The organism is Alphaproteobacteria bacterium, assembly GCA_030739735.1.
Classification (GTDB): domain Bacteria; phylum Pseudomonadota; class Alphaproteobacteria; order UBA7887; family UBA7887; genus UBA7887.
On the sequence record JASLYQ010000024.1, the window covers coordinates 26,525 to 40,842 of the forward strand.

Below are 14,318 nucleotides of genomic sequence, written 5' to 3' on the forward strand. Positions count from 1 at the left end.
CAAAAAAGGGCGTCCCATAATGGAGCCGCCCTCGTTGTTCGTGATCCCGAAAATGTCGCTCAGGCGACTGCGGCCTGGGCCTCTTCCTCATCGATGTCTTCGCGCTCAGGCACGGGGCCGGAATCCTGACCCTTAGCGTCAGGGTCGCGGTCGACCAGTTCTATGACCGCCATGGGCGCCGAGTCGCCGTAGCGAAACCCCGCCCGCACAATACGAGTATAGCCCCCGGAGCGCCCCTCGTAGCGCTCGCGTAAGGTGGTAAAGAGCTTCCCCACCAGCGCGACATCGCCCCCAAGCTTGGCGAGAGCCTGGCGCCGGGCGTGCAGGCTATTGCGCTTGCCAAGCGTGATCAGGCGATCGACGAATGGCCGCAAATCCTTGGCCTTAGGCAAGGTCGTGGTGATTTGTTCGTGCTTGATCAGCGCCGCCGCCATGTTCGAGAACATGGCCTTGCGGTGCGAGCCGGTGCGGTTCAGCTTGCGGCCCCTCAAACGATGACGCATCGGTTTCTCCCTAGAACGGCTCCTCGAGTCGCTTGGCCATATCTTCGATATTCTCCGGTGGCCAATCCGGTATCTGCATGCCGAGATGCAGCCCCATATGCGCCAACACTTCCTTGATCTCGTTCAGGGATTTGCGGCCAAAGTTAGGTGTGCGCAGCATCTCGCCCTCGGTTTTCTGCACAAGATCGCCGATATAGATAATGTTGTCGTTCTTGAGGCAATTAGCCGAGCGCACGGATAGCTCAAGCTCGTCCACTTTGCGCAGCAGGTTAACGTTAAAGGCGGGCTCGAGCACTTCTTCCTTGTCCGCGCTGATACTCGGCTCCTCGAAATTGATAAACAGCTGCATCTGGTCGGTGAGGATGCGCGCCGCTAGCGCCACCGCGTCCTCGGGCGTCACCGTGCCGTCGGTCTCGACCTGCATGGACAGCTTATCGTAGTCGGTGACCTGGCCGACGCGGGTGTTTTCGACCTTGTAGGAAGCCTTGTGCACCGGGCTATAGAGTGCATCCACTGGGATCAAGCCGATGGGCGCGTCGTCCGGTCGGTTCTGGCTTGCCGGCACGTACCCCTTGCCGCTTTCGACGGTCATCTCGAAATGAATGCTGGCGCCCTTGTCCAGGGTACAGATAACCACGTCTGGCGAAAGAATGTCGATGTCGTGGCCGGTCTCGATAGCCGCCGCGGTCACCTGCTTGGGGCCGGTAGCCTCAAGGGTGATGCGCTTCGGCCCATCGCCATGCATCTGCAAAGCCACGGTCTTAATGTTGAGAACGATGTCGGTCACATCCTCCTGCACGCCAGCAATCGATGAGAACTCGTGTAAGACATTATCGATGCGTAAGGACGTGATGGCCGAGCCGCGCAGGCTGGACAGCAGCACACGCCTGAGCGCATTCCCGAGGGTCAGCCCGAAGCCACGTTCGAGGGGCTCGGCCACGATCGTCGCCCGACGACCACGATCGCTTCCGGGCACCACCTCGAGATTGGTGGGCTTGATCAGTTCTTCCCAGTTCTTCTGAATCACACCGTAATCCTTACGCATCGAATGCGTTTCATGATGATCAAATCCATCGAGTCATGCCCCGGCGCAGCCGATCCGCCGGCCCGCACTGTGACTTTAACTATTCGCGGCGGGCGAACCCGGCCGCTGCCTTCTCAAGCGCACAAGGCCCTATACGCGCCGCCGCTTAGGTGGCCGGCAACCGTTATGCGGGATCGGTGTCACGTCGCGGATCGCAGTGATGGTGAAGCCCACCGTCTGCAACGCGCGTAGCGCCGATTCGCGGCCCGATCCCGGCCCGCGCACTTCGACCTCTAGGGTTTTCATGCCGTGCTCTGCGGCCTTGCGACCGGCCTCCTCTGCCGCCATTTGGGCAGCGTAAGGTGTCGACTTGCGCGATCCCTTAAAGCCCTGCGATCCCGCCGACGACCAGGCGATAGTATTGCCCTGAACATCAGTGATGGTGATCAGCGTGTTATTGAACGTTGCGCTGACATGCGCCACGCCAGAAATGATGTTCTTGCGTTCGCGGCGCTTGACGCGATCGCCGGTTTCTCTCGCCATAGCTTATACTTTTTTCTTACCAGTAACCGGACGAGCGCGGCCCTTGCGGGTCCGCGCGTTAGTGTGGGTGCGCTGCCCGCGCACCGGCAGACCGCGCCGGTGGCGGATGCCGCGATAGCAGCCGAGATCCATCAGGCGCTTGATATCCATTGCCGTGGCGCGCCTCAAATCGCCTTCGACCCGGTACTCGCTATCGATGATCTCGCGCACCCGGCCGATCTCGCCCTCGGTTAAATCGTTGACCCGACGACCAGCCGGTAGGCCGGCCTTTTCGCAGATTTCACGCGCCTTTGTCCGGCCTATTCCGAAGACATAGGTCAGGGCTATTTGCACCCGCTTGTTAGTCGGAATGTTGACACCGGCAATACGCGCCACGAACCGATCTCCCTATAAAAAACACGCCGCTGCTGACACCACGGCGCACTCTTGAGAACCGCGGATTATATGAGCAGATAGCCTCAAGTCAATGCCCACCGATATCAGCAAGCCGCTGTTCAATTTCCGCCGTCACCGCGTCGATGATAGCCATGCCGTCGATCGTCGTGAGCAGGCCCTGCTTGTCGTAATAGGGCAGCAGTAGCGCCGTCTCGGCATGATAGGTTTCAAGTCTTTCGCGCACCGTCTTAACATTGTCGTCTTTGCGGCGCTGAAAGCTGCTACCGTCGCAGGAATCACAGATACCCTCAACTTTGGTGGGCTTGGCGCTGTCATTGTAGCCGGCACCGCACTCGGCACAGGAAAACCGTCCGCCGATACGCGCCACCAGCGCGTCGTCGTCAACGCCGAAGGCTATCACCCGGTCAATTTTTATGTCGCGCCTAGCGAGCAACTCGTCCAGCGCCTCAGCCTGAGCCACGGTGCGCGGAAAGCCGTCAAGGATAAAGCCGCTAGCCATGTCTGGCTCACCGAGACGGTCAGCGATGATGCCGATCACCACCTCATCGGGCACCAACTCGCCGGCTTCCATGATCGCCTTAGCGCGCTTGCCCACCTCGGTCTCCGCGGCCACCGCTGCGCGCAGCATGTCGCCAGTGGAGAGATGCACCAAGCCCTGTGAGTCGCGTAGGCGCTCAGCCTGGGTACCTTTGCCGCAGCCGGGTGGGCCGAACAAGATCAGCCTCATCGCCTACGCCCCCGTAGCCGGCTCTTCTGGAGCAGACCCTCATATTGGTGCGCCAGTAGGTGCGACTGCACCTGGGCGACGAAGTCCATGGTCACGTTGACCACAATAAGCAAGCTGGTTCCGCCAAAGTAGAAAGGTACCGCATATTGCGAGATCAAGATTTCCGGAAGGATACAAACCGCAGAAAGATAGATGGCGCCGACCGTGGTCAGGCGCGTCAGCACATAGTCGATATATTCCGTTGTGTTTGCGCCCGGACGAATGCCCAGCAGAAAGCCGCCGTTCTTGCGCAGATTCTCCGCCGTATCCGCCGGGTTGAAAACCACGGCAGTATAGAAGAAGGCGAAGAAGACGATCAGCGAAATATAGAGCAGCAGATAGAGCGGCTGGCCACGCCCAACGTAGCTGGTAACCGCCGTCAGCCACTCCGGGCCCGTGCCCGCAGAAAAGCTCAGCGCCGTGATCGGCAGCAGTAGCAGAGAGCTTGCGAAGATCGGCGGGATGACGCCGGCAGTGTTCAGCTTCAGCGGCAGATGTGAGCTTTCGCCACCGAACATGCGGTTGCCCACCTGACGTTTGGGATATTGCACCACGAGGCGTCGCTGGGCCCGCTCAATGAAAACGATGAAGGCGATCACGGCAACCGCCATGACCATCAGGAAGACAATAAACACAACCGGCAGAGCACCGGTGCGCCCGAGCTCCAAGGTGCTAACGAGCGCGCGAGGCAGCTCCGCCACGATGCCCGCCATGATGATTAGCGAGATACCGTTACCGACGCCGCGCGCCGTGATCTGCTCGCCGAGCCACATCAGAAAGATAGTGCCACAAGTAAGCGTGACAACGGTGGTAAAGCGAAAGCCGAGTCCGGGATCGATTACCGCGCTGCCTTGGTTCGAGGTCATGCCCTCGAGCCCAACCGCGATGCCCATGGCCTGGAGTGCCGCCAGAACGACGGTGCCGTAGCGCGTAAACTGAGTGATCTTGCGCCGTCCCGACTCGCCCTCTTTCTTCCATTGTTCCAAGGTCGGCGAGACCGTGGTCAGCAGCTGGATCATAATCGAGGCCGAGATATACGGCATGATGTTGAGGGCGAAGATAGTCATCCGCCCCAAAGCACCGCCCGCGAACATGTTGAACATGCCAAGGATACCGCCGGCCTGTTGACTGAAGATGTCATCGAGGATGACCGGGTCGACGCCCGGAATCGGAATGTAGGTGCCGAGCCGATAGACTATCAGCGCCCCCACCGTGAACCAGAGGCGTTTCTTAAGTTCGGTCGCTTTGGCAAGAGCGCCAAAATTGAACTGGGCAGCAAGCTGCTCGGCCGCCGATGCCATGGTCTATCCCTCAGGCTCTACGCGGTTTCGCGCGGTCTTGGTCAGGCGCCACCCTCAGCAGCCTTATCGGCGCCAAGGATGGTAATCGTTCCGCCCGCCTTCTCGACCGCAGCCGCCGCGGCTTTCGAGGCACCGGCAACCGTGATCGCAAGCTTGGCCTCGAGCGTGCCATTGCCGAGCAAGCGAATTCCATCCCGGATATGGGTGACGACCCCCGCCAACTTCAAGGCCTCTGCCGTCACCGGCACCTCGGCCTCAAGCTTGCCGGCATCCACAGCCTGCTGCAAGCGGCCGAGATTTACCACCACATAGCGCTTGGCAAAAATGTTGTTAAAACCGCGCTTTGGCAGGCGTCTGTCGAGCGGCATCTGACCGCCCTCAAAGCCCTTGATGGCAACGCCACTGCGTGACTTCTGGCCTTTCATGCCACGGCCGCCAGTATTACCCTTACCCGAGCCGATACCGCGCCCGACGCGGGTCCGCTCACGTCGCGAGCCATCATGGTCCCGGATTTCGTTAAGCTTCATCGTCTTTCCTCCGACGCTCAACCAGCATCCTCGACCCGCACAAAGTGCTGGACCTTGGTGATCATGCCGCGCACAGCCGGCGTATCCTCAAGCTCGCGGGTACGATGCATCTTGTTCAGTCCCAGCCCGACAAGGGTCTGGCGTTGGTCGCGCCGACGTCCAATGGGGCTGCCAACTTGGGTTACTCTCAGGCGCCCTGCGGCGGCCTTCTTCTTTGCTGCCATCTTTGCCCCCTACTCCATCGCCGCCGCCGGCTCAACGTCGTCGCGGCGGCCAACCAGATCGCTCACCTTCTTACCGCGCTTGTTGGCGATCATGCGCGGCGAGCGCATGCGCCCTAAAGCCTCAAAGGTGGCCCGGATCATGTTGTGCGGGTTAGAGGTGCCGATCGACTTGGTCACAACATCCTGTACGCCAAGAGTCTCGAAAACGGCACGCATCGGCCCGCCTGCGATAATGCCAGTACCAGGAGGTGCTGCACGCAACACCACGCGCCCGGCACCGTAGTGGCCCGTGGTATCGTGATGCAGTGTGCGGCCCTCGCGCAGCGGCACGCGGATAAGTTTGCGCTTGGCCTGCTCGGTCGCCTTGCGAATAGCCTCCGGCACTTCGCGGGCCTTGCCGCTGCCGAAGCCAACCCGACCGCGCCCATCACCGACCACCACCAGGGCCGCGAAGCCGAAGCGACGGCCGCCCTTGACCACCTTGGCGACACGATTGATGCTAACCAGCTTGTCGGAAAGGTCGGATTCGGCCTCTTCCTTGCGATTGTAGCGGCGTCTGCCGCGCCGATTCTCGTTTCTCGCCATGCTTAGCTACCGCCTTGCCTAAAACTCGAGACCGCCCTCGCGTGCGGCCTCCGCCAGCGCACGCACGCGCCCGTGATAGATATATCCGCCCCGATCGAAAACCACCTGAGAGATACCTGCTGCCTTAGCGCGCTCCGCGATCAGCGCACCGACCGCTTTCGCTGCCGCAATATTGTCACCGCCCTTGACCGTGCCGCGCAAGTCCTTGTCCAGCGTCGACGCGGCAGCCACCGTGCGGCCCTCTCCATCCTCAATCACCTGGACATAGATATTCTTGCCCGAACGGAACACCGACAGCCGCGGCCGCCCGTCCGCTGCCTTACGGACCTGATAGCGGTTGCGCCGCCGCCGCCGGTCCATCAGTACCCTTGATTTATTCATCGCTCGCGCCCTTACTTCTTCTTACCTTCTTTGCGGCGAACATATTCGTCCGAATAGCGCACGCCCTTGCCGTTAAAAGGCTCGGGCTTGCGCAGCCGCCTAATCTCCGCGGCCATCTCACCAACCCGCTGCTTGTCGATGCCATTCACCGTGATCTCGGTCGGCTGTTCACAGATGATCTTGAGATCGCCCGGGATGGCCAGCTTGATCTCATGGCTATAGCCGAGCTGTAGGCTAAGAAAATCTCCGTCGGCGGCCGCGCGATAACCAACGCCCGTGATGGCCAGTGAACGCGAAAATCCTTCAGACACACCAGTAACCATGTTGTTGACCAACGATCGGGACAGGCCCCACATAGCTCGCGAACGCCGGCCGTTCCCACGCGGAGAGACGCGGATGCCGGCATCCTCGTGGGCAACTTCAACCTCGTCGGCAAGCGTTCGAGAAAGCTCGCCCAGCTTGCCTTTGACGGTCACCATCTGCCCGGCTACCGCTACTTCGACGCCATCGGGAATGGCAACCGGATGTTTACCAATACGAGACACGGCACGCTCCTAAAATACTTCGCATAGCACTTCGCCACCAACATTAGCGTCGCGGGCCTCGTTGTCGGACATCACGCCGCGCGGCGTCGACAGGATCGATATGCCGAGCCCGTTATAGAACCGCGGCAAATCCTTGACCGCCGAATAGACCCGCCGGCCCGGCTTGGACACGCGGCTAATCTCCTGAATAACCGGCGTGCCTTCATGATACTTGAGATCGATCTCGATATGCGGCTTGGCAGCAACATCGTCGAGGCGACGATAGCCTCGGATATAACCTTCCTTTTCCAGCACTTCGAGCACGTTCGTCCGCAGCCGTGATTCCGGGCAACGCACACTGCGTTTACCCACCATCTGGCCATTGCGGATGCGTGTGAGCATATCGCCGAGGGGATCGCTCATGGTCATCGTCGCGTCCTCCTCACCAACTCGCCTTGACCATTCCGGGAACTTCACCACCCGACGCCAGCTGGCGCAAGGCGATACGAGAGAGCTTGAGCTTGCGGTAATAGCCCCGCGGCCGCCCGGAAAACTCGCAGCGATTACGAATTCTCGTTGCCGACCCGTCGCGCGGCAGCGAAGCCAACGCCAGACGAGCGGCAAACTGTTCTTCCATGGGCGCGGACTTATCCCGCGCCTTGGCTTTCAAGGCCCCGCGCTTGGCGGCATACTTGGAAACCGTCTTGCGCACTTTCTTGTTTCGTTCGATAGCGCTTCGTTTGGCCATTATTCGAACAACCTCCAATCCTCTCCGAGACGATTTAGCCCAGCCATTGAGCTTGAGCGGCAAAGGGCATATCGAAACCCTTCAGCAGAGCCCGCGCTTCGGCGTCGGTCTCGGCGGTAGTAACGATGATGATATCCAGCCCGCGCACCTCATCGACCGTGTCGTAGTCGATCTCTGGAAACACGATCTGCTCCTTCAAGCCCAGAGCGTAGTTTCCGCGGCCATCGAAGCTGTTGGCGGATACACCACGAAAATCGCGCACACGAGGCAGCGCCACGGTAACCAGGCGATCAAGAAACTCGAACATGCGGTCACGGCGTAGTGTCGCTTTACAGCCCACGATCATGCCTTCGCGCAGCTTGAAGTTCGCAATCGACTTCTTGGCCTTGGTAAGAATGGGTTTCTGGCCGGCTATCGCCATCAAATCTGTCTCCGCACCCTTGATCAGCTTGCTATCGCGCGCCGCTTCGCCAACGCCCATGTTGACAACGATCTTGCTGAGGCGCGGGATCTCCATCGGATTGGTGTAGCCGAACTCTTCCTGCAAGGCCGGTCGCACGGTGGTCTGGTAGTGCTCTTGCAATCGGGTCATGACCGCCTCCTCAGCGATCCACAATTTCGCCAGAACGCTTGGCGAAACGGACCTTGCGGCCATCCTCGATGGTGCGGTAGCCAATTCGTGTCGGCTTACCGTCCTTCGGATCGGCGATGGCCAGATTGGAGATGTGCAACGTCGCTTCCTTCTCCATGATTCCGCCCGGCGATATCTGGCTCGGCCGGGTGTGCCGCTTGATGATGTTGACACCGCGCACCAGAACCCGACGGTCCTTGCGATGCACCGCAATCACCTCGCCACTCTTGCCCTTCTCGCGTCCAGCAAGAACGACCACGGTGTCACCCTTCTTGATTTTGAACTTGGCCGCCATCAGAGGACCTCCGGAGCGAGCGAGACGATGCGCATAAACTGCTTGCTCCTAAGCTCGCGCGTCACCGGCCCAAAAATACGTGTGCCGATGGGCTCACCCTCATGGCTGATCAGCACCGCGGCATTGTTGTCAAAACGAATAGCGCTGCCGTCAGGGCGACGAATCTCCTTTGCCGTGCGAACGATGACCGCACGGTGGATATCGCCCTTCTTAACCCGGCCACGGGGGATCGCCTCCTTGACCGAGACGACGATGACATCGCCGACCGAAGCAGTCCTGCGGCCCGTTCCACCCAGCACCTTGATGCACTGCACCCGGCGGGCGCCAGAGTTGTCGGCGACGTCCAGGTTGGTTTGCATCTGAATCATGGCGACTCTTTCTCTTGATCCGATTCGTACGTCGGAAGGTCAGGCAGCGGGCTCAGGTGCCCTCAGCCACAACCTCCCAGGTCTTGCGCTTGGAGATCGGCCGACATTCGCGAATGCGCACCTGATCACCAGCCTTGTGCTGGTTCTCGGGATCGTGCACCGCCAAGGTCTTCGATCGCCGCACGAACTTCTTGTACATTGGATGCTTGAAGCGGCGCTCGACGCGGACCACCAGCGTCTTATCGCCGGAATCGCTGACCACTGTGCCCTGAAGCGTACGTTTTGCCATCTTTGCTAAGCCTCGCTTGCGGCAGCGCGCTCGCGCTCGCCGAGAATGCTACGGATGCGCGCGATATCACGACGCACCTGACGCACCCGCGCCGTGTTCTCGAGCTGGCCAGTGGCCCGCTGGAAGCGCAGGTTGAACTGCTCCTTTTTCAGCTCAACAAGCTGACCGGACAGCTCGTCTTCCGACTTGGCACGCATTTCCATTACACTCATTGTTTGTCCTCAGCGCCGACGCGACTCACGAAACGTGTGCGCATTGGAAGCTTCGCCGCCCCCAGTTCGAAGGCCATGCGAGCGAGCTCTGGCGGCACGCCGTCCAGCTCAAACATGATGCGGCCTGGCTTCACACGCGCCATCCAGAACTCGGGCGTACCCTTGCCCTTACCCATCCGAACCTCGGTAGGCTTCTTGCTGACCGGCACATCGGGAAAGATACGGACCCACATGCGTCCAGCACGCTTGATATGGCGGGTAATGGCGCGGCGCGCGGCCTCGATTTGGCGCGCAGTCACACGCGCCGGCTCTACCGCCTTAAGACCGTAAACGCCGAAATTCAGCGACGTCCCGCCTTTGGCGAGGCCGTGCAGACGCCCTTTTTGGGCCTTGCGGTATTTAGTTCTCTTGGGGCTCAGCATCACACTCGTCCTTGTTCGTCTTCCTCAACCTCAAGCCTGTGCGCCTTGGGCCTCGGCGCGGCGGCGATCCTCGGCCATGGGGTCGTTCTCCATGATGTCGCCCTTGAACACCCAGACCTTGACACCGCACGTGCCATAGGCTGTGAGCGCCGTGGCGGTGCCGTAATCGACGTCCGCGCGCAAAGTATGCAGGGGTACACGGCCCTCGCGATACCACTCTGTGCGCGCTATCTCGGCACCGCCGAGACGGCCGCCGCAATTGATGCGGATACCGAGCGCGCCAAGGCGCATCGCTGACTGCACCGCCCGCTTCATAGCGCGTCGAAAAGCCACGCGTCGCTCAAGTTGCTGGGCAATATTGTCGGCTACCAAACAGGCGTCGATCTCGGGTTTGCGGATCTCGACGATGTTGATGTGAACCTCGCTATCAGTCAGCTTGGAGACGTCCTGGCGAAGTTTCTCGATGTCCGCACCCTTCTTGCCGATGACGACGCCGGGCCGCGCCGTGTGGATGGTCACACGCGCCTTCTTGGCCGGGCGTTCAATGACCACGCGCGCCACACCGGCCTGGCTCAGCCGCTTGGTCAGGTACTCGCGGATGCGCAGATCTTCGTGCAATAGCTCACCGTAGCTCTCGTCCGCGTACCAGCGCGAATCCCAGGTCCGGTTAATACCCAACCGAAGGCCGATTGGATTGACTTTCTGACCCATGATCAGTCCTCTTCGTGCTCGCGGACAACCACCGTCAGGCGGCTGAAGGGCTTGACAATCCTGCCCATGCGTCCGCGCGCACGCGGACGCCAGCGGCGCATGGTCATCGACTTCCCGACATAGGCCTCGGCCACATAGAGCCGGTCTACATCAAGATCGTGATTGTTCTCGGCATTAGCGATCGCCGACTGCAATACCTTGCGCACGTCGTCGGCAATGCGGCGACGCGAAAAGGCCAGGGTGGCAAGTGCGCTTTCGGCGGATTCTCCACGAATGCTCTGAGCCACTAGGTTCAGTTTTTGCGGGCTGGTACGCAGCATGCGCGCCATCGCCATCGCTTCGTTTTCCGCTAGGCGGCGGGGTACGCTTTTCTTGCCCATAGCTTACGTTCTCCGCGCCTTCTTGTCGCCGGCGTGGCCGTAATAGGTGCGCGTCGGAGAAAACTCGCCGAGCTTGTGCCCAACCATGTTCTCGCTAACCAGCACCGGGATGAACTTGTGGCCGTTGTGGACGTCAAAGGTCAGGCCGACGAACTGGGGAACGATCGTCGAGCGCCGCGACCAAGTTCTGATCGCGCCCTTGCGTCCATCGCCATGGGCATCTTCTGCCTTTTTCAGCAGGTAGCCGTCGACAAACGGCCCCTTCCATACCGAGCGTGCCATTGTGTCTGCCTAACGCCTCTTCTTGGCACGGTGCCGACTACGTAGGATCAGCTTGTCGGACCGCTTGTTGTTGCGCGTGCGCTTGCCCTTGGTCGGCACGCCCCACGGGGTCACCGGATGACGGCCGCCCGAGGTACGGCCCTCGCCACCACCGTGGGGATGATCGACCGGGTTCATGACAACGCCGCGCACCGTCGGTCGCCGCCCCAGCCAGCGCTTGCGCCCGGCCTTACCCATATTGATGTTCTGATTGTCCGGATTGGACACGGCACCAACTGTGGCCATGCACTCGCCGCGCACCATGCGCTGCTCACCGGACGACAACCGCAGCAGAGCGTAGCCCGCGTCCTTGCCGATGAGCTGAGCGTAATTGCCGGCGGCACGCGCGAGCTGGCCGCCTTTGCCGGACTTCATTTCAATATTGTGGATGATCGTACCGACCGGCATGTTGCGCATTGGCATGGCATTACCGGGCTTGATATCAGTACGGTCCGCCGCCACCACGACATCGCCAGGATCCATCCGCTGCGGCGCCAGGATATAAGCGATCTCACCATCCTCATAGCGCAACAGGGCGATAAAAGCACTGCGGTTGGGATCGTACTCCAGACGCTCCACGGTCGCCGGCACGTCGAACTTGCGACGCTTAAAATCGATGGTGCGGTAGAGCCGCTTGTGGCCACCACCGCGGTGGCGCACGGTCTGGCGGCCCTGGTTGTTGCGCCCGCCCTTCTTGGTCAAGCCCTTGGTCAGCGCCTTGGCCGGCCTACCTTTGTGCAGGTGGGAACGGTCCACCAGCACGAGTTGCCGCTGCGATGGGGTCGTCGGGCGAAAGGTTTTCAAAGCCATAACAACGTGCCTCGCTCTAAACGCCAGCCGTGTAGTCCAAGCTCTGCCCTTCGGCCAGCCTTACCACAGCCTTCTTGATATCGGGCCGTCGACCGGGTCGGCCGCGGAAGCGCTTAACCTTGCCCTTGACGGTAATAGTGTTTATGCCCGTGACCTTGACGCCGAACAGGGTCTCCACGGCGGCGCGGATCTGCGGCTTGGTAGCGTCCTTGGCGACACGGAAGGCGAACTGGTTATGCTCGCTGAGCTCCGTTGCCTTCTCGGTGATCACTGGACTGAGAATGATGTCGCAGGCGCGTTCGGGGGTCATGACAGGCGTGTCTCCAGCGCTTCAACCCCGGCCTTGGTCAGCACCAGGGTATCAGCGCGCAGAATGTCGTAAACGTTGGCCCCCTGACTAGGCAGCACGTCGAGACCGGGAATGTTTGCCGCGGCGCGCAGGAAGTTGTCGTCAACCTCGCCACCGTCGATGATCAGAGCACGGCCCCAATCGAGTGAAGCGAGGCGCTTGACCAGGGCCGCCGTCTTGGGCTCGTCAAGCGCGGCAGCGTCGATCACCACCAGCTTGCCCTCGGCCTGCTTGGAGGACAGGGCGGATTTCAGACCCAGCCGCCGCACCTTCTTTGGCAGGGTGTAGCCATGGTCGCGCAGCAGCGGGCCAAAGGCGCGGCCGCCGCCAACAAAGATACCGGACTTGCGCGAACCGTGGCGGGCGCCGCCGGTACCCTTCTGGCGGTACGCCTTGGCGCCGGTCGCGGTGATCTCGCCCCGGGTCTTAGTCTTGTGTGTGCCAGCGCGACGTCCGGCAAGCTGCCAAAGCACCACACGCTGCATAATATCGGGCCGCACTACGATGCCAAAAATTCCATCAGCGAGCTGGATCTCGCCGGCGCGCTCGTTGTCGAGTGAAATGATGTCGCACTGCACGGCGCTTAGTCCTTCTTCTCGTCTTTGGTCTCGAGCGCCTCGGCCTCGGGGAGGATCTCGCTCTCCGCCTCGGCCGGCTCCGGTGTTGCCTCTTCCACCGCCACAGCCCACAAAGCGGCGGGTAGCGGCGCACCCTCTGGTAGTCCCTTCTTCTTAGCGTCGACTACCCGCACAAAGCCTCCTTTGGGGCCAGGCACGCCACCCATGACCATAATCAGGCCACGGTCGTCATCGCTGCCAACCACATAAAGGTTCTGCTCTGTCACCCGCGCTACGCCCATCTGGCCGGCCATTTTTTTGCCCTTAAAGACCCGGCCAGGATCCTGGCACTGGCCGGTCGACCCCAATGAGCGGTGCGATACAGAGACGCCATGGCTCGCGCGCAGGCCTGCGAAATTGTGCCGCTTCATGGCGCCGGCGAAGCCCTTGCCGATCGAGGTGCCTATAACATCAACGAACTGGCCCTCAATGAAATGTGACGGCAACAGAGTGCTGCCGACGTCGATCATGCAATCCTCGCTAACACGGAACTCTGCTAGCCGCTTCTTCGGCTCGACCTGAGCCTTGGCAAAATGCCCGCGCATCGCCTTCGAGATATTTTTCGCCTTGGCCTGGACAGCGCCAAGCTGCACAGCACGATAGCCGTCGCGCTCTGGCGTCTTTTGCGCCACCACCTGGCAGTCCTCGACCGCCAGCACGGTCACCGGAAGATGGCGCCCATCCTCCAGATATATGCGGGTCATGCCCATCTTTCGTGCCAGAAGTCCAGTGCGCATGGTCTTCTCCCCCGCCTACGCCTAGAGCTTGATCTCGACGTCGACGCCCGCAGCGAGGTCGAGCTTCATCAGCGCGTCCACGGTCTGCGGCGTCGGGTCGACAATATCGAGTAGCCGCTTATGCGTGCGGATTTCGAACTGCTCACGTGACTTCTTATCGATATGCGGCGAACGCAGTACCGTGAAGCGCTCGATATGCGTCGGGAGTGGGATCGGCCCACGCACATTCGCACCGGTTCGCTTGGCGGTATTAACAATCTCAAGCGTCGATTGGTCGAGCACACGATGATCAAACGCCTTCAGGCGAATGCGAATATTTTGATTGTCCATACCGCTACTCTTTTGCCTGACTTGCCCGTCCTACGCCGCGCCCGTACTTATTCTGAGACGTCGGCGACGACACCGGCGCCGACGGTGCGTCCGCCTTCGCGGATGGCAAAGCGCAGGCCCTGGTCCATGGCGATCGGCGAAATCAGCTCGACATTCATGGTCACGTTGTCGCCAGGCATCACCATCTCCGTACCCTCCGGCAGATGCACCATCCCCGTCACGTCCGTCGTGCGGAAATAGAACTGCGGCCGATAGTTCGTGAAGAACGGCGTGTGGCGCCCACCCTCGTCCTTTGTCAAAATATATGCCTCCGCCTTGAACTTG

The 14,318-nt window shown here is 60.8% G+C and carries 28 protein-coding genes; all 28 read right to left on the bottom strand.

The annotated features are described in order from the left end of the window. Positions 1–59 precede the first annotated feature (59 nt). Positions 60–503 (bottom strand): 50S ribosomal protein L17, encoded by a 444-nt coding sequence (rplQ, locus tag QF629_11315; GenBank protein MDP6014113.1) that lies wholly within the window; start codon positions 501–503, stop codon positions 60–62. Between the two features lie 10 nt (positions 504–513). Next, positions 514–1,548 carry a DNA-directed RNA polymerase subunit alpha gene (locus QF629_11320; GenBank protein MDP6014114.1) on the bottom strand — a complete coding sequence of 345 codons (1,035 nt, stop codon included), beginning with the start codon at positions 1,546–1,548 and terminating at the stop codon, positions 514–516. A 129-nt stretch (positions 1,549–1,677) separates the two neighbouring features. After that, entirely contained in the window at positions 1,678–2,070 is a 393-nt protein-coding gene (gene rpsK / locus QF629_11325) for a 30S ribosomal protein S11 (protein ID MDP6014115.1), read from the bottom strand. A 3-nt stretch (positions 2,071–2,073) separates the two neighbouring features. Then, entirely contained in the window at positions 2,074–2,445 is a 372-nt protein-coding gene (gene rpsM / locus QF629_11330; protein ID MDP6014116.1) for a 30S ribosomal protein S13, read from the bottom strand. Between the two features lie 88 nt (positions 2,446–2,533). Beyond that, positions 2,534–3,193, bottom strand: a complete 660-nt coding sequence (locus QF629_11335) for an adenylate kinase (GenBank protein MDP6014117.1) — start codon at positions 3,191–3,193, stop codon at positions 2,534–2,536. Then, positions 3,190–4,533, bottom strand: a complete 1,344-nt coding sequence (gene secY, locus QF629_11340) for a preprotein translocase subunit SecY (GenBank protein ID MDP6014118.1) — start codon at positions 4,531–4,533, stop codon at positions 3,190–3,192. Before secY ends, QF629_11335 begins: the two co-directional genes overlap by 4 nt. A 41-nt stretch (positions 4,534–4,574) precedes the next feature. Beyond that, positions 4,575–5,060: a 50S ribosomal protein L15 gene (rplO, locus tag QF629_11345; GenBank protein MDP6014119.1), complete on the bottom strand. Its 486-nt coding sequence runs from the start codon at positions 5,058–5,060 to the stop codon at positions 4,575–4,577. Between the two features lie 17 nt (positions 5,061–5,077). Then, positions 5,078–5,284, bottom strand: coding sequence for a 50S ribosomal protein L30 (gene rpmD, locus QF629_11350; GenBank protein MDP6014120.1), 207 nt, complete (start codon positions 5,282–5,284; stop codon positions 5,078–5,080). Positions 5,285–5,293: 9 nt separating this feature from the next. Beyond that, positions 5,294–5,869 (bottom strand): 30S ribosomal protein S5, encoded by a 576-nt coding sequence (rpsE, locus tag QF629_11355; GenBank protein ID MDP6014121.1) that lies wholly within the window; start codon positions 5,867–5,869, stop codon positions 5,294–5,296. A gap of 18 nt (positions 5,870–5,887) precedes the next feature. Next, on the bottom strand, positions 5,888–6,250 hold the full coding sequence (gene rplR / locus QF629_11360) for a 50S ribosomal protein L18 (protein MDP6014122.1): 363 nt from the start codon (positions 6,248–6,250) through the stop codon (positions 5,888–5,890). An 11-nt stretch (positions 6,251–6,261) separates the two neighbouring features. Further along, positions 6,262–6,795, bottom strand: coding sequence for a 50S ribosomal protein L6 (gene rplF, locus QF629_11365; protein ID MDP6014123.1), 534 nt, complete (start codon positions 6,793–6,795; stop codon positions 6,262–6,264). Between the two features lie 9 nt (positions 6,796–6,804). Continuing rightward, positions 6,805–7,203 carry a 30S ribosomal protein S8 gene (rpsH, locus tag QF629_11370; GenBank protein MDP6014124.1) on the bottom strand — a complete coding sequence of 133 codons (399 nt, stop codon included), beginning with the start codon at positions 7,201–7,203 and terminating at the stop codon, positions 6,805–6,807. Positions 7,204–7,216: 13 nt separating this feature from the next. After that, a complete protein-coding gene (rpsN, locus tag QF629_11375) occupies positions 7,217–7,522 on the bottom strand; it encodes a 30S ribosomal protein S14 (GenBank protein MDP6014125.1) in 306 nt (101 codons plus the stop codon). A 34-nt stretch (positions 7,523–7,556) separates the two neighbouring features. Continuing rightward, entirely contained in the window at positions 7,557–8,114 is a 558-nt protein-coding gene (gene rplE, locus QF629_11380; protein ID MDP6014126.1) for a 50S ribosomal protein L5, read from the bottom strand. A gap of 10 nt (positions 8,115–8,124) precedes the next feature. After that, the gene (gene rplX / locus QF629_11385) at positions 8,125–8,448 is read right to left on the bottom strand and encodes a 50S ribosomal protein L24 (protein ID MDP6014127.1); all 324 of its coding nucleotides are present in this window, start codon (positions 8,446–8,448) and stop codon (positions 8,125–8,127) included. Beyond that, on the bottom strand, positions 8,448–8,816 hold the full coding sequence (gene rplN / locus QF629_11390) for a 50S ribosomal protein L14 (protein MDP6014128.1): 369 nt from the start codon (positions 8,814–8,816) through the stop codon (positions 8,448–8,450). The genes rplX and rplN overlap by 1 nt, the downstream gene beginning before the upstream one ends. A 52-nt stretch (positions 8,817–8,868) precedes the next feature. Further along, positions 8,869–9,105, bottom strand: a complete 237-nt coding sequence (gene rpsQ, locus QF629_11395; GenBank protein ID MDP6014129.1) for a 30S ribosomal protein S17 — start codon at positions 9,103–9,105, stop codon at positions 8,869–8,871. Positions 9,106–9,110: 5 nt separating this feature from the next. Beyond that, positions 9,111–9,317: a 50S ribosomal protein L29 gene (gene rpmC, locus QF629_11400; GenBank protein MDP6014130.1), complete on the bottom strand. Its 207-nt coding sequence runs from the start codon at positions 9,315–9,317 to the stop codon at positions 9,111–9,113. After that, positions 9,314–9,739, bottom strand: a complete 426-nt coding sequence (rplP, locus tag QF629_11405; GenBank protein ID MDP6014131.1) for a 50S ribosomal protein L16 — start codon at positions 9,737–9,739, stop codon at positions 9,314–9,316. Before rplP ends, rpmC begins: the two co-directional genes overlap by 4 nt. A 30-nt stretch (positions 9,740–9,769) precedes the next feature. Continuing rightward, positions 9,770–10,450 carry a 30S ribosomal protein S3 gene (gene rpsC / locus QF629_11410; GenBank protein MDP6014132.1) on the bottom strand — a complete coding sequence of 227 codons (681 nt, stop codon included), beginning with the start codon at positions 10,448–10,450 and terminating at the stop codon, positions 9,770–9,772. A gap of 2 nt (positions 10,451–10,452) precedes the next feature. Then, complete coding sequence (gene rplV / locus QF629_11415; protein MDP6014133.1) at positions 10,453–10,830, bottom strand: 50S ribosomal protein L22; 378 nt, start codon at positions 10,828–10,830, stop codon at positions 10,453–10,455. Between the two features lie 3 nt (positions 10,831–10,833). Beyond that, entirely contained in the window at positions 10,834–11,112 is a 279-nt protein-coding gene (rpsS, locus tag QF629_11420; GenBank protein ID MDP6014134.1) for a 30S ribosomal protein S19, read from the bottom strand. A 9-nt stretch (positions 11,113–11,121) separates the two neighbouring features. Continuing rightward, positions 11,122–11,961 carry a 50S ribosomal protein L2 gene (gene rplB, locus QF629_11425; protein MDP6014135.1) on the bottom strand — a complete coding sequence of 280 codons (840 nt, stop codon included), beginning with the start codon at positions 11,959–11,961 and terminating at the stop codon, positions 11,122–11,124. A 16-nt stretch (positions 11,962–11,977) separates the two neighbouring features. After that, entirely contained in the window at positions 11,978–12,271 is a 294-nt protein-coding gene (locus QF629_11430) for a 50S ribosomal protein L23 (GenBank protein MDP6014136.1), read from the bottom strand. Next, positions 12,268–12,888 carry a 50S ribosomal protein L4 gene (rplD, locus tag QF629_11435; protein MDP6014137.1) on the bottom strand — a complete coding sequence of 207 codons (621 nt, stop codon included), beginning with the start codon at positions 12,886–12,888 and terminating at the stop codon, positions 12,268–12,270. The genes QF629_11430 and rplD overlap by 4 nt, the downstream gene beginning before the upstream one ends. A gap of 5 nt (positions 12,889–12,893) precedes the next feature. Continuing rightward, complete coding sequence (gene rplC / locus QF629_11440; GenBank protein ID MDP6014138.1) at positions 12,894–13,664, bottom strand: 50S ribosomal protein L3; 771 nt, start codon at positions 13,662–13,664, stop codon at positions 12,894–12,896. Positions 13,665–13,685: 21 nt separating this feature from the next. Next, a complete protein-coding gene (gene rpsJ / locus QF629_11445) occupies positions 13,686–13,994 on the bottom strand; it encodes a 30S ribosomal protein S10 (GenBank protein MDP6014139.1) in 309 nt (102 codons plus the stop codon). Between the two features lie 47 nt (positions 13,995–14,041). Continuing rightward, the coding region (gene tuf / locus QF629_11450) for an elongation factor Tu (GenBank protein MDP6014140.1) at positions 14,042–14,318 on the bottom strand (277 nt) is incomplete at its 5' end.